Below are 25,953 nucleotides of genomic sequence, written 5' to 3'. Positions count from 1 at the left end.
GCTTTCCTTTGGTTGGCTGTGCTGATTGCAAGTATAGCAACAACAGCACGACGAGTCGCCAAAGGGGCGGCCAAATTATTTTGCCTCTCAGTTGGCTTTGTCCGCTGCCGCTTCGGTGGTCACCGGAACCGGTGCTGTCAGCCCGTCCACATAAAAGTCGAAGAAGCGCCGGTTGTCGAAGCGTTGTATCACCGTCGCCGGTTGAAGTCCCGGCCGCGCCGTCGTGTAGCCGATCGAGCGGCCGTTGTTGGCGCCGACCGTGGTGTCGACATCGACCCAGCGCTGCGCGGAGCGCGTCACGTAGCTCGGATCGACCATGTAGGCGAGGGTGAGCGTGTCCCAGACGTCGGTGCGATAGGCGGGATTGGTTTCGAAGCCGTTTTTTCCGTCGTAGCCATAGCCGTTGAGCTGCTTGAATAATTTGGCGATGATGCCGTCCCTGGCCGTCCCGTAGACGATGCGGTCGTAGACCTGCTTGTCGATCTTCACGGTGTTGGTGACGTCGAGCGGGAATATGACGTGCCGCAGCGGCAGCCCCAAGACTTCGCGCGCGGCCTCCGGATCGAACCACCAGTTAAATTCCGCCGTCGGCGTGGTGTTGCCGGCGACGTCGAAGGCGCCGCCCATGTAGATGATCCGGCCGATCAGTGGCACGATGTCGGGGTGGCGCCGCACGGCTAGCGCGATATTGGTCAGCGGGCCGATGGCCAGTATCGTGACCTGTCGCGGATGGCGCCGGACACTGTCGGCGATGAAGTCGGCGGCCTGTTGGTCGCGTACCTTGGTGTGTTGCGCGGAACCGTCGGGTGGCGCCTTGATATCGGTGTCGGACTTGGGTTCGGGCCAGTTCCAAGCGCCCAGGTAGCCGTCGCCGCCCGGGTGCAGCCGCTGTTCTTCGCGGATGGTGGCAAGGTCGTGCGACAGCGCGAGGTTGGCGCCGGCGTAGACACCGACCTGCTTTTCGATGCCCAGGCGTTCGACGGCTTTGAGCGCGTCGCCCACTTCCTGGCGCAGCCATTTGTTCCCCGAGACGACCGTGAGGCCGAGTACCTCGATGCGGCCGCGCGCCTGGAGTTGGGCGGCGATGGCAAGTAGTTGGCCGTCGTCGTTGAGGGTGCCGAAGTCGCTGTCGATGATGATCTTGGGGATGGTCGTCGTTGCCACGGCGTTCTGCGTGCCGATCAGCGCAAACGCGCAGGCCATGATGATAATTGTTCGCCGCAATATGCTCTCCAGTCTGCGGTTGAGAAATCGGGAATCACGTAGGGCGGATTAGGCGGAACGCCGTAATCGGCCATGTATGAGCCGTCGATGCGCATGCATGGCCGATTACGCTGCGCTAATCCGCCCTACGTTGTCAAACACGATGCGGCATACGGCTTCGCATTTTGCCAGGTCGAAGCGGTTTTCCGTACGCACGCCGGATTCCATGTCTATCCAGTAGCTGGCGCCCGCCGCGATCTGGAACTTTAGCAGAGTGTCCCGAACCGTGTCCGGCCCAAGTCCTCCCGAATACCCGCAGAACGGCAGGCCCACCTTCACCGCCGGCCAGGTGGTCGGCCGCACCCCGGTCCCGAACGAGACGTCGTACAGCCAGTCCACTCGCGTGTCCGACGGGAAGTCGCCCTGGCATTGCAACGCGGCCCGCACGCCTTGCCGTGCGCCGAAGATGGCGCTGTTGCGAATCTCTCCGTCACTGCTGCCCGCGCGCCCATGGTTGATCTGAACCCTGGAAAACCCCGCCAGGTCGATCGCGGCGTCGCTGGTTTCGACGATGCTGCGCGCGGCGGCGCCGCAGATGTGGGCCGATAGCCGCAGCGGCGCGCTTTGCAAGACGCGCCGCACGCCGCAGGAGGGGAACAGCGGCGATCCCTCCTGCGCGACGTCAAGAAGCACGCCCCATTCGATGGGGTAGCGCTCCGAAAGCGCGAGCATGCCAGGTAGAAGATCGGCGCGGTCGATGCCGGTGAAGGTGATGTAGGCGGGTGGTGTGTAATCGGTTGTCATTTTGGCTTGGATGTTTGGTGGTACGTACCATGATTGCATCTATGCCGTAGAAACTCAACCTTAATTCGCTGTAAACGCAACAAATATCTAAAATTAAAAAATAAATTAACTTGAGGTCCGTACCACTATAGAATTTACTACGGACATAAAAGCTAATCGAATCAACGCGGGAGGAACTTGTATGCGGATGCTGAAAATTGAAGGTGCGGCCATGGTGGGTGTGGCCTTGGCCGTGGCGGCGGTGCCTGTCGCCGTGCGGGCGCAGGAGCAGGGGGCGGAACAAAAGACGGAACAAACCCGGTCGACGGCGACCGCAGGCCAGTTGCAGACCGTGACAGTAAGCGCCGAGCGGCGCGCGGAGAATGTTCGCAACGTGCCCGTCTCGGCGACCATCCTCGGCGAGGAGACACTGAACGCGCTTAACTCCGGCGGACAGGATATGCAGATGCTCGCGGGCCGCGCGCCCAGCCTCCAAGTGGAATCCTCGTTCGGCCGTGGGTTCCCGCGCTTTTATCTGCGCGGCTATGGCAACGTCGATTTTCACCAGAACGCGTCGCAGCCGGTCTCCCTGATCTACGACGACGTGGTGCAGGAGAGTGCGGTGCTGAAGGGCTTCCCGGCTTTCGATCTTGAGCGCATCGAGGTGCTGCGCGGGCCGCAAGGTTCCCTGTTCGGCCGCAACACGCCGGCAGGCGTGGTCAAATTCGATTCCGTGCGGCCGTCGCAAACGCCGGGTGGTTATCTCACCTTGTCCGGCGCCACCCACAACACCTCCAGCGTCGAGGGTGCGCTCAATCTGCCCTTGGGTGGCGACTGGGCGGCCCGGGTGTCGCTGCTCGGCCAGCACCGCGACGACTGGATCGGCAATTCGCGACAGGGCACGTCCGACCAGTATGGCGGCTACAACGACACCGCCGTCCGCGCCCAGTTGTTGTATAAGCCGAGCGGCGGCTTCGAGGCGCTGGCCAATCTGCACCAGCGCACGATGAACGGCAGCGCGTCGCTGTTCCGCGCCAATATCATCCAGAAGGGCAGCGACGCGCTGGTGCCGGGCTTCGACGTCGGCAGCGTCGCCACCGATGGGCAGAACGGCCAGTACCTGAAGAATTACGGCGGCAATCTGCGCCTGAAGTGGCGCCTGGGCGGCGTCACCCTGCATTCGGTGACCGGTTACGAAACGGTTCGCGTATTCAGTCGCGGCGACATCGACGGCGGTTACGGCGCGGTCTATGCGCCGCCGTCCGGTCCGGGCTTCATTCCGTTCGTGGTCGAATCGGCCGACGGCACCAAGGGCCATCACCAGTTCACCCAAGAGCTGCGCCTGGAGTCCGATGCCGGGCAGGCGCTCAAATGGCAGGCCGGTTTGTTCTACTTCGATGAGCGTTACCAGATCGACAGCTACAGCTACGATACGCTGGGCGGGGGTGCGCTCACGTCGGACATCCGCTCGCACCAGAAGAACGACGCCTACGCCATCTTCGGGTCGGCCAACTACGACGTCACGCCGCGCGTCAACCTGCGCGCCGGCGTGCGCTATACGCGCGACAACAAGGATCTGGCCACGGAGCCGAACAACAAACCCGGTGGGGGTTCCGACATCGACGCCTCGACCGGACTGGCCACCAGTACCGGCGTATCCAAGGTCAACTGGGATATGAGCGGCGTGTACAAGCTCACCGAGGCGGCCAACCTGTACGCGCGCGTCGCCACCGGTTTCCGGGGTGCGACCATCCAGCCGGCGGCCACGTTCAATCCGATGTCGGTTGCGCGGCCGGAAACCATCACGTCCTATGAGGTGGGCTTCAAGACGGACCTTTTCCAGCGCAAGGCGCGTCTGAGCTTCGACGTCTATAGCTACACGGTCAAGGACCTGCAACTGACGGCCGTCGGCGGTACCTCCAACTCGGCGATCCTGCTCAACGCCGACCGCAGCGCCGGCCGTGGCGCGGAACTGGACCTGGACGCCTACCTGGGCGAGAACCTGCTGTGGAGTTTCGGCGGCAGCTACAACCACACCAGGATCAAGGACCCAGGCCTGACGGTGGGCGCGTGCGCCGCCTGCACGGTGCTCAATCCCACGGTCGTCAAGGGCGGTTCCACCCTGGTTCTGATCGACGGCAATCCGCTGCCGCAGGCCCCGCGCTGGAGCGCCAACACGTCGCTGAAATACACCTACCCGGTGGCCAACGGCGAATTCTACGTCTACACCGACTGGGTGTATCGCAGCGCCGTCAACTTCACCTTGTATCGTTCCGCCGAATTCACCGGCAAGCCTTTGTTGACAGGGGGATTGCGGCTCGGGTACAAATGGGACAATGACCGCAACGAGGTGGCGCTGTTCGGCCGTAATATCACCAACCGGGTGCAACTGGTGGGTGGTATCGACTTCAATAATCTGACCGGCTTTGTCAACGATTCCAACCCGCGTATCTTCGGCGCGCAGTTCAGCCGGCGCTTTTGAGCGGAACGGTCTTTCAGGAATATGTGCATGCGCGATCTTTTCAGTTTTCCAGACGGCCGCCGTTTCGACCTGCTGGCCTTCGGCGACCCCAATATCGATCTGCTGTTCACGGTCGAACGGGCGCCCGCGGCCGACCAGAAGGTGCTGGGGCGGCGCCTGCCGCCGTTCGCCGGCGGCACGGTCGCCAACGTGGCTTGCGCGGCCAACCTGCTGGGCCGGCCGACCTTGGCCTACGGCCGCATCGCCGGCGATGCCGAGGGCGCGTTCCTGAGCCGCGAGTACGAACGCTTCGGCGTCGCGCTCGATCATGTGCGGGTGGTGCCCGGGGCGACGTCGCCGACGGCTTTGATCATCATCGAGGCCAGCGGCGAGAAGGCGCTGGTGTACTCGCCGATGCCGGGGCCGACCCTGCACGAGGAGACTTTCGCGGCGGCGCTGGCCCAGTGCCGCCTGTTGTACGCGATGCCCTACAACCTGCCCGAGTTCGAGCGACTGCACCAGCTGGCGCGCGAGGCGGGCGTGCCGCTGGCGATCGATATCGAGGCGGCGATGGTGGCCGGCCTCGATGAACTGCATCGTTTGCTGTCCATGGCCGACCTGGTGTTCATGAACGACAGCACCTACCGCACCGTCGTCGGCGCCGAGCCGGATGCCGCCGGCATGGCCGGCCTGCTGTCGCATGGACCGTGCATGCTGGTGGTGACCTGCGGCGCGCGCGGCGCCATGCTGTCGGCGCGCGATCCGGAGCTAGCCATCGCGCAGCAGGCTTTCCCCGCCCGCGTGGTCGACGCCACCGGCGCCGGCGACAGCTTCAACGGCGCCTTCCTCGCCGCGCTGCTGGAAGGGCAGGCACCGGCGAGCGCGTTGCGATACGCCTGCGCGGCCGGCAGCATCGCCGTCACCGCCACCGGCGCTCGTTCGGCGCTGCCGACGCGCGCGCAGATCCAGGCGCTGCTCGATCATGCATAGCCCGACCACCACCGAAGGACGCGCGATGAACCTCGGCGCGCGGGCCGACCGCTTCTTCCAACTAAGCGCGCGCGGCACCACGCCGGCGCGCGAGGCGATCGCCGGCTGCACCACCTTCGCCGCGATGAGTTACATCGTGGTCGTCAATCCGTTGATCCTGGCCGCCGCCGGCATGGACCGCAACGGCCTGTTTTTGGCCACCATCGTCTCGGCCGTGGCGGCCACGCTGGTGATGGCCTTGTGGGCCAACCTGCCGATCGCGCTGGCGCCGGGCATGGGCACCAACATCGTGTTCGCCCAGGTGGTGGTCGCGCAAATGGGCGTGCCTTGGCAAACCGGCCTGGCGATGGTGCTGCTCAACGCGCTGGTGTTCCTGGTGCTGTCGCTCACCAAATGGCGGGCGCGCATTGTGGCCGCCTTTCCGGAGCCGGTCAAAATCGGGATGCAATGCTCGATCGGCGTGTTCATCGCCTGGCTCGGGCTGCGCAGCGGCGGCCTGATGGTGGGTGACGCCGGCTCGCTGGTGGCCTTCTCGCGCCTGCACGACGGCGCGGCGTGGCTCACGCTGGGCGGCATCCTGTTCACCGCCATGCTGCTGGTGCGGCGCGTGCCGGGCGCGTTTTTGTTGACGATGCTGGTGGTGAGCGCGGTCGGCTTGTTCGTCGCCGATACGGAAGGGCGGCCGCTCACCCGGCTGCCGGATCACTGGTTTGGCGTGCCGACCTTCACAGGGGAACTGCTGTTCGCGCTCGACTTCCGTGGTTTTTTCTCGCACTTCATGTTGCTGCTGCCGGTGACGCTGTACTTCCTGCTGATCGAATTCTTCTCCGGCACCGCCACCATGTTCGGCGTGATCCGCAGCGCGGGGTTGTTGAAGCCTAACGGCGATTTGCCGAGCGCGCGGGCGGCCTTCGCATCCGACGCCTTGGGCAGTGTGATCGGCGCGGCCGCCGGCACTTCCACCGTCACCGCTTTTGTCGAATCGGTGGCCGGGGTGGAGGCGGGCGCGCGCACCGGTTTGAGCGGCGTGGTGGTGGCCGGGCTATTTGGATTGGCGCTGTTTTTCGGTCCTTTGCTGACGGCCGTTCCAGCCTGCGCCACGGCGCCGGTGCTGGTGATGGTGGGACTGTGCATGCTCGACGGCCTGCGCGACCTCGATACCAGCACGCCGGAGAATTACCTGCCGCCGTTGCTGATGTTGCTGGTCACCGCCTGCTGCGCGGACCTGATGGTTGCGCTGGCGCTGGGCTGCTTCGTTTACACGCTGATGCTGGCCGCGCGAGGCCGCTGGCCCGGCGCCATGGTGCTGGGGCTCGACGCGGTGTTCGTGCTGTACCTGGTGCTGCGCGGCGCCATCGTCTGAGCGTCAGGACGCGCTGCCCTTGCTGATGCGGGTTTTGTAGCGGTAGGGCGGCACGTACTTCATCTCGCAGTATTCGACCGGTTCGCGCCGGTCGGACAGCATCACGCGCTCGCACAGCAGCAGCGGGGTGCCGGCCTGCACGCCGAGCAGCGCCGCGTCTTCCGCGTGGGCGGCCACCGCGCCCACGCTCTCCAGGCTTTCCGATGGCTTGATGCCGAACTTGTCGATCAGGATGCGGTACAGCGAGCCGACTTGTTCCAGCTCCTTTTGCTCCAGCGTTGCGCCGGCCGGCAACCGCAAAAACGATTCCTGCAGCCCGATTGGTTTGCCGTCCATCAGGCGCACGCGTTTGATGCGCAGCAGCGGTTCGTCCGGCTGCATGTGCAGCAGGCTGGCCACGGCCATATTGGCCGCCACCGTTTCCATCGCCAGGATGGTTTGACCGGGCACGCCACCGCGTTTGACGGTGTCGTCGGTGAAGCTGTCCAGGAAGCGCGACATCTGGCGCACCGACTCCGGTGCGGCGAAGGTACCACGCCCATGGTCGCTATAGAGCAGGCCCTGTTCCTCGAGCAGGCGAATCGCCTTGCGAACGGTGTCGCGGCTGACCTGGTAGGTGATCGCCAGATCACGCTCGGCCGGCATCGGCTCGCGGGCACCGATTTTCCCCGACTCCATCAGCTGCTTCAAGGTTTCCGCCAACTGCTGGTACAGCGGTGCGGTCTTGGTGGTGGCTGCGGGAGTGTCGGTGGTTCGTGATCGCATTCAATGTACCTGCTGTCGAGTGAATGATGGATGGAAGCGTATTGTAACCAAATGGTTTGCGGCCCGGTGAAAGCGTGTAAAGAACCGTCTGGATTATGACAGTTCCGTTACATTGGTACGAACCTTTTGCAACATAACTTTGATAAGACTGGCAATACGCGGCATTTGCATTGCAAAGTGGTACGAACCACTATAACATTATCTTAAATTAAATGAGACCGCCGGGGACAGGTGGTCCGACACGATAAATTCGCCGTTGTCATACGGCGCTGAAACCACAATTAGGGGAATTCGATGTATGCACGACTAGGGATGTTCGCTGCCGGATCGGCGGCGGTGATGCAGTTGGGGGGGGCGCACGCGCAGCAGCCGGCCACGGAGGCGGCGGGGGAGGTGGCGCCGACGGTGGTGCAGGTCACCGGCCAGGCGCTGGGCAAGGGCGAGGCGCGCGCCAATAGCGTGATCGACCTGGCCGTGATCGCCGAGCAGCCGGCCGGTCTCGATCCGCTGAAGTTATTGGCGCGGGTACCGGGCATGCAGGTCAGCTCCAGCGACGCGCTGACGGGCAGCTTCTCGATGCGCCTGTCGATGCGCGGCTTTAACAAGGAGCAGATCGGCATCTCCATCGACGGCATCCCTAACGGCTCGACCTTGTCGAACGGCGGCACGATGCCCAACCGTTTGCTGGACCCGGCCAACCTGATACGCGTCGACGCCTCGCAGACGGCCGGCGACCTTGGCACGCCGTCGAATCAGGCACTGGGCGGCTACATCGACTTCAAAACGCGCGATCCGTCCAAGGAGCGCGGTGGCGAGATCGAACTGGCGACCGGCAGCTTCGGCTACCGGCGCGGTTTCGTGCGCGTCGACACCGGCAAATCGGCGGCCGGCACCAGCGCCTACCTGGACTACTCGCACGAATACGTGCGCACCTGGCCGGGCGACGAATCGGGCCGCAACAGCCGCCGCCACGCCGACCTGCGCGTGCTGCAGGACCTGGGCGGCGGCTCCAGCCTGCGCGGCACCGTCAGCTACAATAAATTCAGCGACAACGACTATGACGCAGTGGCGCTGCTGGCCGAGTCGTCCAGGTTCTACAAGGCCACGTTCTACGGCAATCCGACCACCGACGGCCTGACCGACCACTGGACCGGCAATCCCGCCATCGACCAGAATTATCGCGGCACGCGCGGCATCAACAGCGAGGATATCCTGGCGCATGTCGACTGGACCCAACGCTTCGGCCAGAGTGGCAAGTTGAGCGTCAAGCCTTACTGGCACAAGCAGGAGGGCAACGGCTGGTTCTATGTGCCTTATGTGCAGTTGCCGGCCAATGGCCAGGTGTACAGCGCCGTCGCGGCGGGCGCCAGGCCGACAGCCACGGTCCAGGAGTGCTACCAGAACCAATACCGGCGCGACGCCAACGGCGCCTTGATCCCGGTCGGCGCGGTGGCGATTCCGGCCGGCTCCAGCAGCGCGGCGCTGTCGTCGGCCGGTTGCCCGGCGGCCGCCCGGTACGCGATGAACCCCGTCAGCCAGTGGGGCGCGCGCGAAGCCAGCACGCGCCGCAGCGACAACGCCATCGACCGCAAGGGAACGTTGGCGGAAGTCTCGGACACCTTGGGCGAGCACCAGCGCATCCGCATCGGTGGCTGGATCGAGCGCACCAAGCGTGAGAAGGACCGCAACTGGTTCGCCGTCACCGATCCGAAGGTCAGCGGCGCCTTCGAGGAAAGCGCGCTGTATTCGATCACCCAGGACCGCCACTATTCGTCGGACACCGCCATGGTCTACGCGCAGGACAAGGTCAGCCTGCTCGACGACCGGCTGCTGCTGGACCTTGGCGCCACTTATCAGCGCTTCAAGGAGGACTACTCGTCGCCGGTGGAGTTCAGCGGGACGCGATCGCTGAAGGTGAGTTCGAAACTGCTGCCGAAGCTGGCCGCGTTGTATCGCGTGAACGACGACTGGGAAGTCTTCGTCAGCGGCTCGAAGAACTTCAGCGCGATACCCGACAGCGTGTTCGAGGGAACGGCGGCCGTGGATTCCAAAAATGGCATCAAGCCGGAAACTTCGGTCAATAAGGATGTCGGCGTGCGCTGGACCAGCGACAATGGTTACGGCGCCGCGCTGACCGCCTACAAGATCGCCTACCGCGATCGCATCTCGATCCAGAACGGCAATCCGAACGGCGACATCTTCTCGCGCGACGCCACCACCACGTTCGCCAATCAGGGCGGGATCAGTTCCGAAGGCTTGGAGCTGACTTTGCGCGCGATGGGAACCGCCTACGAGTTGTATGCCAACGCCTCGTATAACGACGCCCACTATTCGAGCGACACGCCGGCCGAGGGCATCAAGTCGGGTGACCCGGTGCTTGGCGCGCCGCGCCGCAGCGCCTTCGCCGAAGCGACCTGGAAGCCGACACCGGAATGGCGTCTGACGGCTAACGCACATTATGTGGGCGAGGCAGCGGGCACCTACGGCACGGTGAACAACACCGTCATCGCCGGCGGGCCTGCCGTTTATCCGCGCCAGTACATGCCGGCATACACACTGGTCGGCCTGAACTTAACATACAAGCCGCGTGGCAGCCTGTTTGGCTACGGCAGCCGCACCGAGTTCGCGCTCAACGTCGACAACCTGTTCGATCGCCACTACCTGGGCGGTGTCGGCTCCGAGCTGTCGAGCTCCAATCCACTTACCACGGGGCGTTATTTCCTGGGCAGCCCGCGCACCTTGTACGCATCGATGCGGGTTCGCTTCTGATGTCTAAATCGGCCGTGTTGGCAGATGCCTTTGTCGCTGCGGTATGCGCCGGCGTTTTGCTCGGCGGGTGTGCTGCGCGCAAGCCGGCGGGTGCGAATCCGGTGGCGGGGCTGCGCTTTATCGGCGAACAACGCATACCGCACCGTCAGGTCTTCCAGGGTACGCTGGTGGGTGGTCTGTCGAGCATCGACTATGACGCCCGCACCGGCACCTGGATCACGGCCAGCGACGACCGCTCCGAGCTGGGGCCCGCGCGTTTTTACACGGCGCGGCTTGATTACGACGCGCGTGGATTCAGGACGGTCAAGCTGGAGTCGGTGCATACGTTCCGGCAAGCCGACGGCGGCGCCTATCCGGCATTGAAGGAAGCCGCGACGCGTGGCGGCGAGGTGGCCGACATCGAAGCGATCCGCTTCGATCCGCAGGGTGACGGCATCTGGTATGCGAGCGAAGGCAGCGACGCTTTGGCCACGGGGCCGTTCGTCAAGCAGGCAGACGGAGAGGGCGCCTACCGTTCGACACTGCCATTGCCGGATATGTTCAAGTCCAGGCGTGACAGAACGGCCGGACCACGCGGCAATCTCAGTTTCGAGGCGCTGGCGTTCGCGCCGGACGGCCGGTCGCTGTGGGCGGGCATGGAGGCGCCGCTGTACCAGGACGGCGCGCTGGCAAGTCCGGAGCGCGGCGCGGTGAGCCGCTTTACGCGGTTCGACCGCAACGGCGAGGTGCTGGCGCAATACGCCTATCCGGTCGATCGCGTGCAAGGACGTCCGGCTCCGGGGCGCTTGGGCGACAACGGCGTGTCCGAGATGCTGGTGGTCGACAGCCGTCATCTGCTGGCGCTGGAGCGTTCGGGCGTGCAGGATGCGGCGGGACGCTTCGCTTTTTTCGTTCGCTTGTATCTGGTCGACCTGCAGGGCGCCACGGACATCGCGGCTTTTCCGTCGTTGGATGGCGCCACCTACGTGCCGCTCAAAAAGCACCTGCTGATGGACTTCAATCGCGCAGGATTGGACAAGGTCGACAACCTGGAGGGCATGAGCTGGGGGCCAGTGCTAGCCAACGGTAACCGCAGCCTGGTGCTGATCTCCGACGATAATTTCAGCGCCGACGAAGTGACACAGTTGCTGGCCTTTGAGGCGCTGCCCGGCAGAGGTTTCTAGCTCGCGTTAGGCGCACGCATCGTTCTGCTTTCCTGATAGCTCGGTAGATCACCGGGCCAATGCAGCGCATCGGCCACGAAGATCTCAGTCTGCGGCAGCGCCTTTTCCGGCGTGTCCAAGCTGCTCGTGGTGACGTCGATCTCGTCCGGACTATCGTCGTCGGCGAACGTGAGCTGCGTGCCGCAGTGCGGGCAGAACGTGCGCGTGGCGTGCGACGACGAGCGGAATTTGGCAGGCTCGCCGGCCGTGAAGCGGAAGTCGCCGGTCGCCACCGTGAACCACGCCACCGCCGGGGCGCCGGTGGTCCGCCGGCAGATGGTGCAATGGCATAGCGTTTGATTGCGGATGTGCTCGGCGGCTTCGTAACGGATGGCGCCGCAAAAACATTGTCCGGTCAGCATAGGGCCTCCTGATCGTATTCAGTGCGGAGCTTTACGATACCCTAAACGCGCAAGTCGCCTCGCCACCTTTCCCAGCGCCCATCAACAGCTGAGGCTGGTTCGCTTACCATGCGGCAAGTACATGCCGAATCGCTTCGTGCTATGCTTTTCCTCACTTTCGTAAGGAGGACATCATGCCCGCTTCCCACGACACCTACACCCGTCAGCAAGGGTTGAAAAACACCTATGACGTCGAATACACGGCGCTGCGCTACAGGATATCCCTGGACGGCAGAGTGCTGAAAGACATTCAACTCGATATCCACAACACGCCCGGACTCGATCCGGACGCGGCATGGTCGCGTGCCGTATCCGATATCGAATTCCTGCGCGGAATGCCCGAAGCCTAGCCGCTACAGCCCCACCGCCCGAATCACTGCCCGGCCACCACCGCGCCCGCCTGGGCGGCGAACCATGGCTGCATGCGGCGGATCGCCTCGGCGATTTCCGGCGTCGACACCGCAAAGCTGAAGCGGATGAAACGCTTGCCTTCGACCGGATCGAAATCGATGCCCGGCGCCGTCGCCACGCCCGTGTCGTTGAGCAGGCGCTTGCAAAGGTCCAGGCTGTCGTCGGTCAGGTGGGCGATGCTGGCATAGATGTAGAAGGCGCCGTCCGGCGGGGCGATGGCGTTCAGGCCCAGCCCCGGCAGCGCGTCCAGCAGCAGGCGGCGGTTCTCCGTGTACACCGTCAGGTGGCCTTCAAGCTCGTCGAGCGCGTCGAAGGCGGCCAGCGCCGCGTGCTGGCTCAGCGACGGCGCCGTCAGGAACATGTTGCCGCAATAGGTCCAAGTGCGGTCGATGTGTTCGGCCGGCACCAGCAGCCAGCCGAGCCGCCAGCCGGCCATGCTGAAGTATTTGGAGAAGCTGCTGACCACCAGCGCGTCCGGTGCGTAGGCGAGGATGGTTTGCGCCGGTTCGACGTAGCTCAGGCCGTGATAGATTTCATCCGAGATGATGCGGATGCCGCGCGCCCGGCAGACTTTGGCGATGGCCTCCAGCTCGTCTGCGGCGATGATGGTGCCGGTCGGATTGGCGGGGCTGGCGATGATCACGCCGGCCGGCGCCGGCTCGATCGCTTCGAGCGCGGCCGCGGTGAGCTGGTAGCGCACCTCGGCGCCGCAGGCAATCTCCACCGGCTCCATGTGCAATGCCTTGAGCGTGTTGCGGTAGGCGACGTAGCCCGGGCGCGCCAGCGCGATGCGGTCGCCCGGCGAGAACAGCGAGTTCAACGCCAGCACCAGCGCCGGCGAGGCGCCGCAGGTCATGACAAAGCGGCTGGCGTCGACCTTGATGCCGTAGCGCTCGTCGTAGAAGCGCGCCAGGCGTTCCTTCAGCGGCGTGCTTTCCCAATATCCCATGTTGTCGGCCTCAAGCACCTGGTGGGCTTTGGCGATGGCCGCCTTTGGCGCGCCGGTCGACGGCTGGCCGAATTCCATGTGGATGATGGAGCGGCCTTCCGCCTTCAATGCGTGGGCGAGGCGGCTGATGCCGACGGCGTGGAACGGGTCGAGTTGCGCTTGCATGGATGTCCGATGGTCAGGGAGGTCGCATAGTGTAAGGCAAAACCGGGAAACCACGGCGATGGCGGCGTGTTAAAAATAATTCAATGCCAGGCTTGTAATTTGTTTCGGATAGCCAAAGATGAGGTCGGTCAAATTCTTAAAAAGACCTTAAGATGAATCGTTATCCGCTGTGGAAGTACCTGGTGATCGTCATCGCGATTTTGCTGGGCGCGCTGTACACGGCGCCGAATTATTTCGGCGAGTCGCCGGCGCTGCAGGTGACCAGCGGGAAGGTGAGCGCGCGCCTGGACGGCGCCATGGTGGGGCGCGTGGCCGAGGTGCTGGAACAGGCGAAGATCCCCACGCGCGGCATCGTCTACGATGGCAGTTATTCCTCGGTGTTGGCGCGCTTTGCCGACACGGACACGCAGTTCCGCGCCAAGGCCGTGCTGGAGCGCGGGCTGAATGTTGACCCGGCAGACCCCGCCTATCTGGTGGCGCTAAACCTGCAGGCCGACACGCCGCAATGGATGCGTTCCCTGCACGCATTGCCGATGTACCTGGGCCTCGATCTGCGCGGCGGCGTGCACTTCCTGATGCAGGTCGACACCAGGGCGGCGCTGGCCAACAAGGTGCAAGGCATCCAGGCGGCGGCGCGCGGCCAGCTGCGCGATCAGAACGTGCGCCATCTCGGCATCGAGCGCGTCGGCGACAGCGTGGAAATCAAGTTTCGCGACGAGGCCGCGCGGCGCAAGGCCAGGGACGTGCTGTCCAGCCAAAACCCCGATCTGGTCTTTGCCGACAAAAGCGAGGGCGCCGAGCTTAAGACCGTGGTCTCGCTCAAGCCGGAAGCGCTCAAGCTGGCCATCCAGGAAGGCATCAAGCAGAATATCGCGACCTTGTCCAAGCGCGTCAACCAGCTGGGCGTGGCCGAGCCCATCATTCACCAGCAGGGCGCCGACCGCATCGTGGTGCAATTGCCCGGCGTGCAGGACGTGGCGCGGGCGCGCGCGGTGATCGGGCGCACGGCCACGCTGGAAGTGCATATGGTCGACGAGAGCGTGACGCGCGGCACCGAGCTGTCGGCGGCGATTCCGTTGAATTCGCGGCTGTACACGGCGGGGCGCGACGCGCCCGCCGTGCTCTACAAGGACGTGGTGCTGACCGGCGACTACATCACCAGCGCCACCGCCGGCCTGGACGAGAATCAGCAGCCGGCCGTGTTCATCGATTTGAGCAGCGAGGGCGGACGCAAGATGCGCGACGCCACCAGCGGACGCGTGGGCAAGCATATGGCCATCGTGCTGCTGGACAAGGGCAAGCCGGAAGTGATCTCGGTGGCGACGTTGACGAGCGAGTTGAGCAGCCATTTCCGCACCACCGGCGTGGGCAGCGCCGAGAACGCCGCCGAGCTGGCGCTGCTGCTGCGCGCCGGCGCGCTGTATGCGCCGATGGAGGTGATCGAAGAGCGCACCGTCGGACCGCAGCTGGGCGCCGAGAATATCGAGAAGGGTTTCAACTCGACCTTGTACGGCTTTGCCGCGATCGCCGTGTTCATGATCGCTTACTACATGCTGTTCGGGGTGTTCAGCGTGCTGGCGCTGGCCTGCAATGTGCTGCTGCTGGTGGCGCTGCTGTCGCGCATGCAGGCGACCTTGACGTTGCCGGGGATGGCCGCCATCGCGCTGGCGCTGGGCATGGCGATCGACGCCAACGTGTTGATCAACGAGCGCATCCGCGAGGAGCTGCGCGGCGGCGCCCCGCCGCAAAAGGCGATCGCCGTCGGCTTCGACCGCGCCTGGGCGACCATTCTCGATTCCAACATCACCACGTTGATTGTCGGGGCGGCCTTGTGGATATTCGGCTCCGGCCCGATACGCGGCTTCGCCGTGGTGCACTGCCTGGGAATATTGACGTCGATGTTCTCGGCCGTCTTTATCTCGCGCGGCGTGGTCAATCTCTGGTACGGCGGCAGGAAGAAACTCAAGTCGATCTCGATCGGCACGGTGTGGCGCGGCTAGCCGTGGTGCTGGGTGCCGCGCCGGCGGAACGCTGACTTTTTAGTCGTTGACTTCCACCACGCGGCCATTGGACGCCTGCACGGGACGGGCGTTCATCTTGTAGACATGGCCGAACTGGGCGATCTGCTGGGACGAGACCGGCACTGGGGTCTTCATCACGAACCACTTCACGCCTTCGCTGCATGGCGGCGTCGTCAGCGAGCCGTTGAAGGTGTAGTGGGCGTGGTTCTCCGGCAGCAGGGTGGCGATGTTGATGCTCACGCCGGGCACTTCCACTTCCTTCTCCTTTTGCAGCGGCAGGTTGTCGAAGATGGTCTTGATCATCGGGCGCTTGGCGCCCGGCTCCATCAGCACGCCGACGACGGCCAGTTCGCCCTCGGCGTTTTTGTGCACCAGGTGGGCGACCAGCGCGTAGCGCTTGCCGTCGATGCGTTCCTCGCTCGGCTTGTGGAAGTGGAATTGCAGCAGCTCGTAGCGCTTGCCGTCGACCGTCATGAAGCTGCCCGGTGCGTAGTTGACCTGGATCGTGTGTCCGTTGTCGATCAATTTGAGCGGGCTGGCCTGGTACTCGAACTTGAGCTCGGACAGCGCGGCATGCTTGGCGTCGGCGGTATGGATGTCGATCGGGGACTGCACCTTGCCTTGCGAGCAGGAGGTGAATTTGCTGTCGATTTCGCTCCACTTGCTCGGACCGGTGTGACCGCTGTACGACCAGTGCGGGTGCGCTTGCGGTTCGGCGCAGTGGCCGGCGATCGAGAGCAGGGCGAGGAAGCCACCGACAGCGGTGGTGCGCAAGGTGGCGCGGATTGCGGTTTTCATAAGGTCTCCAACGGATTTAACGACGGGGGCAAGGCGCTAAGATGATAGCAACTTTAATTTCCATTAGACATTAAATTTACAACTAGTCATACATTTGAGCACGGCGGAAACACTAAGAAATATAATTATGTTGTTTTTGGGAATGATTTTGATGTCCAGTAAGAAAGCCTTGCCCTTGCTATACTGTTACTTGTTGAACATAAATCACGGGAAGCAGTTTTGCGGGCGATGACGATACGATGGAAGCGGTGGGGTTTGGGCGTGGCTGGCGCGGTGGGAGTGTATGCGCTGGCGGGCGGCTGGGCGTTGCCGTGGTTGATCAAGAGTCAGGTCCCCAAATTTGTAGAAACAGAGTTGGAGCGCAAAGCCAGCATCGGCGACGTCAGTTTCAATCCGTTCACCTTGCGGCTGGAAGCGAAGGACGTGCGCTTGACCGAGGCCGACGGCGCGCCGCTGTTCGGCGTCGGCGCGCTGGCGGTGGAGATGCAATGGCGCTCGCTGTTGCGCCGGGCCTGGAGCCTGGCCGAGATCCGCGTCACCGCGCCGTCGCTGCGCCTGGCCATTTCGCCCGACGGCAAGTTCAACATCGCGCAGCTGATGGAGACGCTGGACAAGCGCAAGAAGGACGACAGCGACAGCGGCATGCCGCGCCTGATCATCGAACACTTCGCGCTCGAGCAAGGCAAGGTGGAGATGCATGATCGCCATGCCGGCTATAACGACACGTTCGCCCCCATCGCTTTCGAGCTGAACCATCTAAGCACGCTGCCGGACGAGAACGGCGACTACACCTTGAGCGCCGACGCCGGCCTGGGCGGCAAGCTGCGCTGGAAGGGCGCGGCCGCGCTCAATCCGATCGGCGGCAGCGGCATGCTGTCGCTGGAGAACGTGGCGTTGCCGGGCATGTCGACGTACCTGAAGTCGTTCATGCGGGTGGTTGTCGGCGACGGCCGTTTGTCGGCCAAGCTGCCCTATCGATTCTCCTACAAGGACGGCAAGCTGGACGCGAGCCTGGCCGGCGCCAGCCTGGCGTTGAACGACCTGGCGGTCCAGCATGCCGGCGTGGCGGCCCCGTTCGTCAAGCTGAAGTCGCTGGATGTGAGCGGCGTCGGCGTCGATCTGGGCCAGCGCTCGGTCGACGTTGGCGGGCTGAATTTGACCGGTGGCGCGCTGGCGATGCGGCGCGATGCCCAAGGCCGGATCGACCTGGCGAATTTGATGGTGCCGCCGTCCGCTTCGGCGCCCGCTCCCGCACCTGCGGCCAAGCCGGTGGCAAAGGAGGAGGGCGGCTGGAAAGTGCGATTCAAGCAGATCGGTCTGGACGATATTGCCGTCAACGCGCTCGACGAAACCGCCAGTCCCGCGCTGAAGATCAGCACCGACAAACTGAAGCTGAAGCTGCAATTGCAGCTGGAAACCGCCGCGAGCGGGCTCAAGCTCAACATCGACGATGCCGCGTTCTCGATGGACAATCTGGCGCTGGTCGGCGGCGCGATGACGCCGTTGAAGCTTGGACAGCTGGGCTTTGAGGACGGCGCGCTCGATCTGGCCGCGCGCCGGGTCAGCCTGGGCCGCCTGTACGCGGATGGCGGCTTGCTGGATCTGTCGCGCGACAGCGCCGGGCGCTTCCTGTTCCTGGACCGCCTGCCGGGCTCGGGCTCGGGCTCGGCCGCTACGCCGGCCCGAGACAAACCCGTTGAGCCTTTAGCGATGCGCTCGCCGGACCACATAGGGGTCGGACCCCGCCGGGGTCCGACCCCGTCCGGCCCTGCGGGTTTGCTATGGACAGCTTCCGTCAAAACGGTTGAGCTGAGTAAATTCGGCGCCCGCTATGACGACGCCAGCACCGGCATCAAAGCCACTCTGCAGGACTTCAATCTGAAGCTGACCGATGTCGGCAGCGACCTGAAAAAGCCGCTGGCGTTCCAGGGCGGCGTCGGCCTGCGCGAGGGCGGTCAGTTGACGGCCAAAGGCAAGGTGGTGCCGGCCACCGGCGCCGTCGATGCCGAGCTGAAGCTGACCAAGCTGGCGTTGGCGCCGGTGCAGCCGTTGCTCAGCAAATACGTCAAGCTCAAGCTGGCCGACGGCAGCGTTTCGGGCGAGGGCCGCCTGCGCACCGGCGCCGGTGGCAGCAAGGCCAATCCCGCCGTGCGCTACGATGGTTCGTTTGAAGTGGCCCAGCTGGCGCTTGACGAAGAAGACAACGACCACTTTGCGCGCTGGAAGTCGGTGCGCGCCGACAAGCTGGCGCTGAGCGTGTCGCCGAATTTGCTCGATGTGGCCGAGCTGCGCGTCATCGAACCGAACGCGATCCTGATCATCGAGAACGATCGTAGCTTGAATGCGCAGCGGCTGCTGGTGAAAAAACCCGAGCCCGCGCCGGCTTCAACGGCTTCGCCAACCGCGTCGGCCGCGCCCGCCGACAGCGAGCCGTTCCCGATGCGCATACGCCGCGTGCGCTTCCAGAACGCCAAGCTGGACTTCACCGACTTAAGCCTGCGCCCGCAATTCGGCGCAAAGATTTACGAGCTCAGCGGGCTGATCACCGGGCTGTCGTCGAAGGCCGACGCGCGCAGTCAGATCGAGCTCGACGGCCGCGTCGACGACTACGGTCTGGCGCGCATACGCGGCCAGTTGAATCCATTCGTCCCGGCGGACAACACCGACGTCAATGTCGTGTTTAAGAACGTCGACATGGTGTCGGCGTCGCCGTACTCGATGAAGTTTGCCGGCTACAAGATCGCCCAGGGAAAAATCTCGCTCGACCTCCAGTACAAGGTACGCAACAGCCAGCTGGAAGGTAACAACCAGATCGTGCTCGACAACCTGACACTGGGCGAACGCATCGACAGTCCGGACGCGATCAAGCTGCCGCTGGAGTTGGCGCTGGCCATCCTCAAGGACAGCAACGGCCGCATCGACCTGGGCGTGCCCGTGTCGGGCAATATGAGCGATCCGCAATTCAGCTACGGCTCGCTGGTGTGGAAAGCCATCGGCAACATCTTGAGCAAGGTTGCGCTGTCGCCGTTCCGCGCGCTGGGCAATCTGTTCGGCGTCAGCGGCGACAAGCTGGACGCGGTCGATTTCGATGCCGGCAGCGACACCGTGCTGCCGCCGGAGCGCGAGAAGCTGCGCCAGGTGGCGAAAATATTGGAAGCCAAACCGCAGTTGAAGCTGTCGGTGCCGGGCCAGTACAACGAGGCGGCCGATGGCGCCGCCTTGCGGACGCAGGCGTTGCGCCGTTTGGTTGTGACGCGGGCGGAGATCAAACTCGCGCCGGACGAACAGCCAGGGCCGCTTGATATCGGCCAGCGCAAAGTGCGCGGCGCCTTGCGTGACCTGTACGCCGAGCGCTTCGGCGCGGCCGAGCTGGACAAGCAGAAGAAGGCGGCAGAGGGCGCGGCTGGCGCCAAGCCTGCGGCGGCGGACGCTGAAGACGAGGCCAAGTCCGCCGATCCCGTCGCGCAGAAGAAGCTGCCGGTGCTGCAGCGCCTGGGCAAGATCGTCCAGGGTGAACCGCAGGTGGCCGACGCCGGCGCCTTCTACGGCAAGTTGCAGGAACGCCTGGAGCAAAACCAGCCGTTGCCGGAGGGCGCCTTGACGCAGCTGGGCGCCAAGCGTGCCGCCGCGATTGTGGCGGCCTTGAAAGAGGCTGGCGTCAACGCCGCAGCGATACAGACTGCCGCGCCGGAAAAGACCGATGCTGACATCGGCAAGCCGGTCGCGTTAAAGCTGGGATTGGCGGCGAAGTAGATGAGCGCTGAAAAATCCCCCGTCGGCGGCGGCGCGCTGCTGGCCGGATTCGCGCTGTTGTGCAGCCAGCTGTCGCTGAACGTCGGCGCGGCCGTCGCCAAGCATCTGTTTCCGTTGATCGGCGTCGAGGGTGTGACGGCTTACCGCGTGGGCTTTGCCGCGTTGCTGATGATGGCCGTGTTTCGGCCGTGGCGCACGCCGCTGACGTGGCCGCAGGCCTGCAATGTGGCTGTGTATGGCAGCGTGATCGGGCTGATGAATCTGATGATCTACCGCTCGTTCAATTTGATACCGCTGGGGATCGCGGTGGCGATCGAGGTGGCGGGGCCGCTGACGGTGGCGGTGCTGTCGTCGCGCCGGCCGCGCGATGTGGTGGCGATCGCGCTGGCGGTGGCCGGGCTGTATTTTCTGCTGCCGATACACGGCCATGTCGATCAGCTCGATCCTGTCGGCGTAGCCTACGCGGCCGGTGCGGCGGTGTGCTGGGCGTTGTACATTGTGTTCGGCAAGCGGGTCTCGGTCATGCATGGCGGACAGTCGGTGGCCTGGGGCATGACGGCGGCGTCGCTGTTCATCTTGCCGGTCGGCGCGTGGTACTCGGGTTCCGTGTTGTTGACGCCGTCGTACATGGCGATCGGGCTGGCGATCGCGGTGATGTCCAGCGCCTTGCCGTACACCTTGGAGATGCTATCGATGCGCAATCTGTCGTCGCGCACGTTCAGCATGTTCAGCAGCGCCGCGCCGGCGCTCAGCGCGCTGGCCGGCATGCTGCTGTTGGGCGAGCATCTGACGTTGACGCAGTGGCTGGCGATCGCCGCGATCGTGCTGGCGTCGGCGCTGACGACGTTGAAATAGTGGCTGCGGCCTGCTGGTGTTGCTTTTCATGCTAGATCGTGGCAGCATGGTCGCTTCATCCAGGAGAAGCCATGCAAGTCGCCCGCGCCCAACAACCGATCGCCGCCGCAGCCGTCACGCTGGTCATCTGGATCGGCTGCATCGCATCCTTTCTGCCGCCGCTCAGCAAGTACACGACGAGCTCGGTCCCGCTGATGATCCTGGCCGGCATTGGCATCGCCGTTAGCGCCATCCTGCACCTGATCTTTGTCGGTGTGGCCGCCAAACGGCTGGGTCGTTCGCCAGCGTTGTGGGTGGTGATCGCGTTGTGCGGCTTTCCGATCGCCTCGATCATCGGCCTGATCTTGTTCGAATGGTTCAGCGACGAGCAAAACCAGTCGCCCGCATAAGGGCTGGCCACGGGGCTTGCCAATGGGCTTGCCATAGCGTGAACTGATGGGCTAGTATGGATGCCGATGCAACATTGCATCGACGTCGCTCGGACGGTTCCGGGCGCTTACGTGAGACATTCCATGACTGACACCCAAACTCCGCGCAGATTTTCGCGCATCGATCGCCTGCCTCCCTACGTTTTCAATGTCACCGCCGAACTCAAGCTGGCGGCGCGTCGTCGCGGCGAAGACATCATCGATATGTCGATGGGCAATCCGGACGGCGCCACGCCGGCGCACATCGTCGACAAGCTGGTCGACACCGTCCGCCGTCCCGACACGCACGGCTACTCCGCCTCCAAAGGCATCCCCCGGCTGCGGCGCGCGATCACCAAGTGGTACAAGACCCGCTACGAGGTCGACTTCGATCCGGACTCGGAAGCGATCGTCACGATCGGCTCCAAGGAAGGCCTGGCGCACCTGATGCTGGCCACGCTGGACGCCGGCGACACCGTGCTGGTGCCCAACCCTAGCTATCCGATCCACATCTGGGGCGCGGTCATCGCCGGCGCCAACATCCGCTCGGTGCGGATGACGCCGGGTGTCGACTTCTTCGACGAACTGGAGCGCGCGGTGCGCGAAAGCTATCCGAAACCGAAGATGATGATCCTGGGCTTCCCGTCGAACCCGACCGCGCAGTGCGTGGAGCTGGAGTTTTTCGAGCGGGTGGTGGCGCTGGCCAAACAGCACGACATTCTGGTGGTGCACGACCTGGCCTACGCCGACATCACCTTCGACGGCTGGAAGGCACCGTCGATCATGCAAGTGCCGGGCGCGCGCGACGTGGCGGTGGAATTCTTCACCATGTCCAAGAGCTACAACATGGCCGGCTGGCGCATCGGTTTCATGGTCGGTAACAAGGAACTGGTCGCGGCGCTGGCGCGCATCAAGAGCTACCATGACTACGGCAGCTTCACGCCGGTGCAGGTGGCCGCGATCGCCGCGCTGGAAGGCGACCAGAGCAGCGTCAGCGAGATCTGCGCGATGTACCAGAGCCGCCGCGATGTCCTGCACAAAGGCTTGTGCGAAGCGGGCTGGCCGGTCGACAAGCCGAAGGCGTCGATGTACATCTGGGCGCGCATACCGGAGCCTTACCGCCATCTCGGTTCGCTGGAGTTTTCCAAGCTGCTGCTGTCCGAGGCCAAGGTGTGCGTGTCGCCGGGTATCGGCTTCGGCGACTACGGCGACGACTATGTTCGCTTCGCCTTGATCGAAAACGAGGCGCGCATACGCCAAGGATTGCGTGGTATCAAAGCCATGTTGCGCAAAGTGATGGAATAAATCTGCGCGCTCTTTAAGCCGCATCAAACGCATGGTCCGACGCGGCAGCTAATGTAGCTCCTGAACCAACCCAGGAGCTCCATTATGCCCCCACTGCCTATCGGCGACAGCACGCGGCGCCTGATCGCCGCCGTTAAAAAACTCGAGAACACCTTGAACACCGTCGGCCTGCCACGTTTTGTGGCGCGCCTGCCGGTGTGCTGGCTATGCTGGCACTACTGCCGCACGCTCGATCAGAAAATCGTGCGCATCCGCCGCATCGCCGGCAAGTTCGAGCAGTGGCTGCCGACGATACGCGACTTCGGCAAGGAAGGGCCGGCGCAGCTGGAGCTGATCGACGTCGACCACAGCATGCGCGACGATATTGAAGTGACCAAGAAGACCATGTGGGAGCTGCGCGGCTATTGCATCGACGTCGGCCGCATGTTCGAGCAGCTCGGCTACCAGTCGCAGGGACTGAAACGCCGCCAAGCGACCTTCCTGCAGGTGTTGGAGACGTCTTGCGTATCGGCCAGCACCATGCAGGAGGCGCTGGTGGCGCATGACAGCGCGGTGCTGGCCGTGCTGCGTGCCCAACAGACGCGCGAGCGCGCCGCCGCCGGGTCCACGTCGTAGGTTTTAAAACCCTTTAAAACCCTTCCAGCACGATCTTGCCCTTGGCGCGATTGCTCGCGAGCAGGGCGTGCGCCCGCTTCAGGTTGGCGGCATCGATCTTGCCGAAACGTTCCGCCAAGGTCGTTTTGACCACGCCGGTGTCGACCAGTTTCGCGACATCGTTCAGCAGGTCGTGCTGCTTCTGGATGTCGGCCGTGTTGAACATCGAGCGCGCGAACATGAATTCCCAGTGCAGCGAGGCGCTCTTGCGCTTGAGCTGGCGCACGTCGATCGCGGCCGGGTCGTCGATCACCGCGACCTTGCCTTGCGGCGCGAGCACTTCGACGATCGCGGTCCAATGGTCGTCGGTGTGGGTCAGGCTGGCGACATAGGTCACCGGCGGCAGGCCGAGACGGGCAATTTCCACGTTCAGCGGCTTGCTGTGGTCGATCACGTGGTGGGCGCCCAACTCCTTTACCCAGGCGGCCGTGTCAGGACGCGAGGCGGTGCCGATGATCGTCAGGCCCGTCAACTGGCGCGCCAGCTGCACCAGTATCGAACCGACGCCGCCGGCCGCGCCGGTCACCAGCAGCGATTGTCCTTGCACGCCTTTGTCCCGGCTCACTTCCAGGCGGTCGAACAGCAGCTCCCACGCGGTGATCGCGGTCAGCGGCAGCGCGGCGGCCTGGGCGAAGTCGATATTTTTCGGCTTATGGCCGACAATGCGCTCGTCCACCAGATGCAGCTCGCTGTTGGTGCCGGGACGGGTCAGGTCGCCGGCATACCAGACTTCGTCGCCGGGCTTGAACAGGGTCACGTCTGGACCCACCGCCTTGACGATTCCCGCCGCGTCCCAGCCGATCACCTTGTCCTCACCCTCCGCCGGTGCCACGTTGGCGCGAATCTTGACGTCGACCGGATTGACGGAAATGGCTTTGACTTCGACCAGCAGATCGCGGCCTTGGGCCTGCGGCGCGGGCAACTCGATGTCGATCAACGAGTCGGCATGGTCGATCGGGAGGGACTTGCGGTAGGCGACGGCTTTCATGAACTTCTCCTGAAAAATGGATGGGATGCGAATGGGGAGTATCATCATTTATTTCGTGGCGCGGAAAAAGAGGCGCTTCAACGAAACACTTTCAACAAAACGAAGAAAATGCTGCGACTCGATGATTTGACTGTTTTTGTCCGGACCGCCGACCGTGGCAGCCTTTCGGCGGCGGCGCGCGAATTGGAGATTTCCCCGGCGCTGGCCAGCGCCGGTGTCAAACGCCTGGAGCGCGAGTTGGGCTTGCGGCTGTTCGCCCGCACCACACGCTCGCTGCGATTGACAGAGGAGGGCGAACACTACCTGCGGCACGCGCGCGAGGCGCTGCGTCTGTTGAAGGATGGTCACGACGCGCTGATCCAGGGGCAGGAAAGCCTGGGCGGGACGCTGAAGATTTCGATGCCGTCGGATCTGGGGCGCAATATGCTGGTCGGCTGGCTGGACCAGTTCCAGGCGCTGTATCCGAAGGTTAGCTTCCAGCTCAGCATCAGCGACCGCGTCTCGGACATGTACCGGCAGCCGGTCGACATCGCCATCCGTTACGGCCGGCAGGAGGATTCCAGCCTGATCGCGCTGCCGCTGGCGCCCGACAACCGCCGCGTGCTGGTCGCCTCGCCGGATTACATCAAGCAGCACGGCCGGTTGACCGAGCTAAAAGATTTGGCGCGGCATAACTGCCTGCGCTTCATGCTGGAGGATGTGATACATGATCGTTGGAGTTTTTACCCGGGTGCCGATGACGATGCGGTGGCGATCCACGTCAACGGCAACCGCAGCGCCGACGACGCCGACGTGGTGCGGCGCTGGGCGGTGGCGGGACTGGGGGTGGCTTATAAATCGCGGCTCGATCTGCGCGAAGATATCCGCAGCGGGCGTTTGCACATCCTGATGCCGGACGTGCTGGGCGAATCGACGCCGCTGAATATGTTGTGCATGCACCGCTCGCAGATCACGCCGACGGTGCTGCAACTGCGGGATTTTCTCCGCGCGCAGTGCGAAAAAGCCTAGTGCCCACATCACAGCGTGCGCGGCCTGCGCTTAACAACTCGCTTAAAAAGTCATTAAAGCAACAGCGCGCGCACTTGCAGTGATGGCAAAACCCCTTAACATAGCTTCATGAGGCGCAATGTTGCTTGTCGTTGAACTGCACCTCGCCAGCTGGCTGGACGCGTTCGGCGGTGCTGCGGCAAGATGCATCTGTCTGATGACGGCCCGCCAGCTGCCAGATCCAGGTGAGGAGCGCGAGCGAGGTCGCGGCATCGGCCGGCCTGTCTTGCGACTGGATAGGGCAGCTGGCACCGGCAACCATTAGTGCGCCTTCGACAGGATCAGCAGCCAGCGGCGGCACAGCAGAACCTCCAGGTGACCGGCTTGCACGCCGGTGTCGCATTCGATGACCGGGTTGACCGCGTAGTAGCGCTTACGGAAATCACGGCAGACCAGCAATTCGCGTTTGCCCATGCGGACCAGGAAGGAAGTAGGCATATATTCCAGGCCGAAGCGGGAGCTGAAGCTGTTATTAACTGTTGTCATGACATTTTCCTTTTGGGAGAAGCGTTTAACGAGGAGTTCAGAATAGCATAAGTACTGTATGAATAAACAGGTACTGTGTAAATAAACAGTAAATTCGTTGTTTCGTAGTTTTTCCGCCAACTTCAACGGCCATCTATCCGGGAGCACCAAATTTTCAGCAAATCGAAGCGTTTCATC

Annotated in this window: 21 protein-coding genes; 13 read left to right on the top strand and 8 right to left on the bottom strand. The window is 63.7% G+C overall.

Going from position 1 to position 25,953, the window contains the following annotated elements:
* Positions 1 to 87 precede the first annotated feature (87 nt).
* Both NHH88_24305 and NHH88_24300 read right to left on the bottom strand, forming a co-directional pair.
* Positions 88 to 1,203: a nucleoside hydrolase gene (locus NHH88_24305; GenBank protein ID USX17416.1), complete on the bottom strand. Its 1,116-nt coding sequence runs from the start codon at positions 1,201 to 1,203 to the stop codon at positions 88 to 90.
* A gap of 126 nt (positions 1,204 to 1,329) precedes the next feature.
* Entirely contained in the window at positions 1,330 to 2,007 is a 678-nt protein-coding gene (locus NHH88_24300; protein ID USX12783.1) for a hypothetical protein, read from the bottom strand.
* A gap of 187 nt (positions 2,008 to 2,194) precedes the next feature.
* Here NHH88_24300 and NHH88_24295 point away from each other — a divergent pair, with 187 nt between their 5' ends.
* The 3 genes from NHH88_24295 to NHH88_24285 are packed head-to-tail and all read left to right on the top strand — an operon-like array spanning position 2,195 to position 6,800.
* Positions 2,195 to 4,468 carry a TonB-dependent receptor gene (locus NHH88_24295; GenBank protein ID USX12782.1) on the top strand — a complete coding sequence of 758 codons (2,274 nt, stop codon included), beginning with the start codon at positions 2,195 to 2,197 and terminating at the stop codon, positions 4,466 to 4,468.
* Between the two features lie 27 nt (positions 4,469 to 4,495).
* Entirely contained in the window at positions 4,496 to 5,437 is a 942-nt protein-coding gene (locus NHH88_24290) for a carbohydrate kinase family protein (GenBank protein ID USX12781.1), read from the top strand.
* Entirely contained in the window at positions 5,430 to 6,800 is a 1,371-nt protein-coding gene (locus NHH88_24285) for an NCS2 family permease (protein ID USX12780.1), read from the top strand. The genes NHH88_24290 and NHH88_24285 overlap by 8 nt, the downstream gene beginning before the upstream one ends.
* A 3-nt stretch (positions 6,801 to 6,803) precedes the next feature.
* On the opposite strand, the gene NHH88_24280 is transcribed toward NHH88_24285, so the two are convergent.
* Positions 6,804 to 7,565 carry a GntR family transcriptional regulator gene (locus NHH88_24280; protein USX12779.1) on the bottom strand — a complete coding sequence of 254 codons (762 nt, stop codon included), beginning with the start codon at positions 7,563 to 7,565 and terminating at the stop codon, positions 6,804 to 6,806.
* Between the two features lie 294 nt (positions 7,566 to 7,859).
* Between NHH88_24280 and NHH88_24275 the strand changes: the two genes are divergently transcribed.
* On the top strand, positions 7,860 to 10,334 hold the full coding sequence (locus NHH88_24275) for a TonB-dependent receptor (protein ID USX12778.1): 2,475 nt from the start codon (positions 7,860 to 7,862) through the stop codon (positions 10,332 to 10,334).
* The gene (locus NHH88_24270; protein ID USX12777.1) at positions 10,334 to 11,497 is read left to right on the top strand and encodes an esterase-like activity of phytase family protein; all 1,164 of its coding nucleotides are present in this window, start codon (positions 10,334 to 10,336) and stop codon (positions 11,495 to 11,497) included. Before NHH88_24275 ends, NHH88_24270 begins: the two co-directional genes overlap by 1 nt.
* Here the strand turns inward: NHH88_24270 and NHH88_24265 are convergent.
* Entirely contained in the window at positions 11,494 to 11,898 is a 405-nt protein-coding gene (locus NHH88_24265) for a GFA family protein (protein ID USX12776.1), read from the bottom strand. The genes NHH88_24270 and NHH88_24265 overlap by 4 nt on opposite strands.
* 173 nt (positions 11,899 to 12,071) lie before the next feature.
* Between NHH88_24265 and NHH88_24260 the strand changes: the two genes are divergently transcribed.
* The gene (locus NHH88_24260) at positions 12,072 to 12,287 is read left to right on the top strand and encodes a hypothetical protein (GenBank protein USX12775.1); all 216 of its coding nucleotides are present in this window, start codon (positions 12,072 to 12,074) and stop codon (positions 12,285 to 12,287) included.
* 23 nt (positions 12,288 to 12,310) lie between these two features.
* On the opposite strand, the gene NHH88_24255 is transcribed toward NHH88_24260, so the two are convergent.
* A complete protein-coding gene (locus tag NHH88_24255; protein USX12774.1) occupies positions 12,311 to 13,462 on the bottom strand; it encodes an aminotransferase class I/II-fold pyridoxal phosphate-dependent enzyme in 1,152 nt (383 codons plus the stop codon).
* A 152-nt stretch (positions 13,463 to 13,614) separates the two neighbouring features.
* Between NHH88_24255 and secD the strand changes: the two genes are divergently transcribed.
* On the top strand, positions 13,615 to 15,462 hold the full coding sequence (gene secD, locus NHH88_24250; GenBank protein USX12773.1) for a protein translocase subunit SecD: 1,848 nt from the start codon (positions 13,615 to 13,617) through the stop codon (positions 15,460 to 15,462).
* A 39-nt stretch (positions 15,463 to 15,501) separates the two neighbouring features.
* Here secD and NHH88_24245 read toward each other — a convergent pair whose 3' ends face one another.
* Positions 15,502 to 16,281: a carbonic anhydrase family protein gene (locus NHH88_24245; GenBank protein ID USX12772.1), complete on the bottom strand. Its 780-nt coding sequence runs from the start codon at positions 16,279 to 16,281 to the stop codon at positions 15,502 to 15,504.
* 354 nt (positions 16,282 to 16,635) lie between these two features.
* Between NHH88_24245 and NHH88_24240 the strand changes: the two genes are divergently transcribed.
* From NHH88_24240 to NHH88_24220, 5 genes are all read left to right on the top strand, one after another.
* Positions 16,636 to 20,034: a DUF748 domain-containing protein gene (locus NHH88_24240; protein ID USX12771.1), complete on the top strand. Its 3,399-nt coding sequence runs from the start codon at positions 16,636 to 16,638 to the stop codon at positions 20,032 to 20,034.
* On the top strand, positions 20,035 to 20,889 hold the full coding sequence (locus NHH88_24235; GenBank protein USX12770.1) for an EamA family transporter: 855 nt from the start codon (positions 20,035 to 20,037) through the stop codon (positions 20,887 to 20,889).
* A 71-nt stretch (positions 20,890 to 20,960) separates the two neighbouring features.
* Positions 20,961 to 21,278 carry a hypothetical protein gene (locus NHH88_24230; GenBank protein ID USX12769.1) on the top strand — a complete coding sequence of 106 codons (318 nt, stop codon included), beginning with the start codon at positions 20,961 to 20,963 and terminating at the stop codon, positions 21,276 to 21,278.
* 123 nt (positions 21,279 to 21,401) lie between these two features.
* Complete coding sequence (alaC, locus tag NHH88_24225; GenBank protein USX12768.1) at positions 21,402 to 22,601, top strand: alanine transaminase; 1,200 nt, start codon at positions 21,402 to 21,404, stop codon at positions 22,599 to 22,601.
* Positions 22,602 to 22,685: 84 nt separating this feature from the next.
* The gene (locus NHH88_24220; protein ID USX12767.1) at positions 22,686 to 23,216 is read left to right on the top strand and encodes a hypothetical protein; all 531 of its coding nucleotides are present in this window, start codon (positions 22,686 to 22,688) and stop codon (positions 23,214 to 23,216) included.
* A 13-nt stretch (positions 23,217 to 23,229) separates the two neighbouring features.
* Here NHH88_24220 and NHH88_24215 read toward each other — a convergent pair whose 3' ends face one another.
* Positions 23,230 to 24,243, bottom strand: a complete 1,014-nt coding sequence (locus NHH88_24215; protein ID USX12766.1) for a zinc-binding alcohol dehydrogenase family protein — start codon at positions 24,241 to 24,243, stop codon at positions 23,230 to 23,232.
* Positions 24,244 to 24,351: 108 nt separating this feature from the next.
* On the opposite strand from NHH88_24215, the gene NHH88_24210 reads away from it, so the two are divergent.
* Entirely contained in the window at positions 24,352 to 25,251 is a 900-nt protein-coding gene (locus NHH88_24210) for a LysR family transcriptional regulator (GenBank protein USX12765.1), read from the top strand.
* A 300-nt stretch (positions 25,252 to 25,551) separates the two neighbouring features.
* Here the strand turns inward: NHH88_24210 and NHH88_24205 are convergent, their stop codons facing one another.
* A complete protein-coding gene (locus NHH88_24205) occupies positions 25,552 to 25,776 on the bottom strand; it encodes a hypothetical protein (GenBank protein USX12764.1) in 225 nt (74 codons plus the stop codon).
* Positions 25,777 to 25,953: the final 177 nt, after the last annotated feature.

This window comes from Oxalobacteraceae bacterium OTU3CAMAD1 (assembly GCA_024123915.1).
Classification (GTDB): Bacteria; Pseudomonadota; Gammaproteobacteria; order Burkholderiales; family Burkholderiaceae_D; genus Rugamonas.
The sequence above is the reverse complement of the archived record's forward strand: the minus strand, read 5'-3'. Positions and strand labels throughout refer to the sequence as shown.

What these genes read in the sequence shown, in the direction of transcription:
- NHH88_24305 (USX17416.1), bottom strand. Translation starts at nt 1,203, where the DNA reads ATGGCCTGCGCGTTTGCGCTGATCGGCACGCAGAACGCCGTGGCAACG.
- NHH88_24300 (USX12783.1), bottom strand. Translation starts at nt 2,007, where the DNA reads ATGACAACCGATTACACACCACCCGCCTACATCACCTTCACCGGCATC.
- NHH88_24295 (USX12782.1), top strand. Translation starts at nt 2,195, where the DNA reads ATGCTGAAAATTGAAGGTGCGGCCATGGTGGGTGTGGCCTTGGCCGTG.
- NHH88_24290 (USX12781.1), top strand. Translation starts at nt 4,496, where the DNA reads ATGCGCGATCTTTTCAGTTTTCCAGACGGCCGCCGTTTCGACCTGCTG.
- NHH88_24285 (USX12780.1), top strand. Translation starts at nt 5,430, where the DNA reads ATGCATAGCCCGACCACCACCGAAGGACGCGCGATGAACCTCGGCGCG.
- NHH88_24280 (USX12779.1), bottom strand. Translation starts at nt 7,565, where the DNA reads ATGCGATCACGAACCACCGACACTCCCGCAGCCACCACCAAGACCGCA.
- NHH88_24275 (USX12778.1), top strand. Translation starts at nt 7,860, where the DNA reads ATGTATGCACGACTAGGGATGTTCGCTGCCGGATCGGCGGCGGTGATG.
- NHH88_24270 (USX12777.1), top strand. Translation starts at nt 10,334, where the DNA reads ATGTCTAAATCGGCCGTGTTGGCAGATGCCTTTGTCGCTGCGGTATGC.
- NHH88_24265 (USX12776.1), bottom strand. Translation starts at nt 11,898, where the DNA reads ATGCTGACCGGACAATGTTTTTGCGGCGCCATCCGTTACGAAGCCGCC.
- NHH88_24260 (USX12775.1), top strand. Translation starts at nt 12,072, where the DNA reads ATGCCCGCTTCCCACGACACCTACACCCGTCAGCAAGGGTTGAAAAAC.
- NHH88_24255 (USX12774.1), bottom strand. Translation starts at nt 13,462, where the DNA reads ATGCAAGCGCAACTCGACCCGTTCCACGCCGTCGGCATCAGCCGCCTC.
- secD (USX12773.1), top strand. Translation starts at nt 13,615, where the DNA reads ATGAATCGTTATCCGCTGTGGAAGTACCTGGTGATCGTCATCGCGATT.
- NHH88_24245 (USX12772.1), bottom strand. Translation starts at nt 16,281, where the DNA reads ATGAAAACCGCAATCCGCGCCACCTTGCGCACCACCGCTGTCGGTGGC.
- NHH88_24235 (USX12770.1), top strand. Translation starts at nt 20,035, where the DNA reads ATGAGCGCTGAAAAATCCCCCGTCGGCGGCGGCGCGCTGCTGGCCGGA.
- NHH88_24230 (USX12769.1), top strand. Translation starts at nt 20,961, where the DNA reads ATGCAAGTCGCCCGCGCCCAACAACCGATCGCCGCCGCAGCCGTCACG.
- alaC (USX12768.1), top strand. Translation starts at nt 21,402, where the DNA reads ATGACTGACACCCAAACTCCGCGCAGATTTTCGCGCATCGATCGCCTG.
- NHH88_24220 (USX12767.1), top strand. Translation starts at nt 22,686, where the DNA reads ATGCCCCCACTGCCTATCGGCGACAGCACGCGGCGCCTGATCGCCGCC.
- NHH88_24215 (USX12766.1), bottom strand. Translation starts at nt 24,243, where the DNA reads ATGAAAGCCGTCGCCTACCGCAAGTCCCTCCCGATCGACCATGCCGAC.
- NHH88_24210 (USX12765.1), top strand. Translation starts at nt 24,352, where the DNA reads ATGCTGCGACTCGATGATTTGACTGTTTTTGTCCGGACCGCCGACCGT.
- NHH88_24205 (USX12764.1), bottom strand. Translation starts at nt 25,776, where the DNA reads ATGACAACAGTTAATAACAGCTTCAGCTCCCGCTTCGGCCTGGAATAT.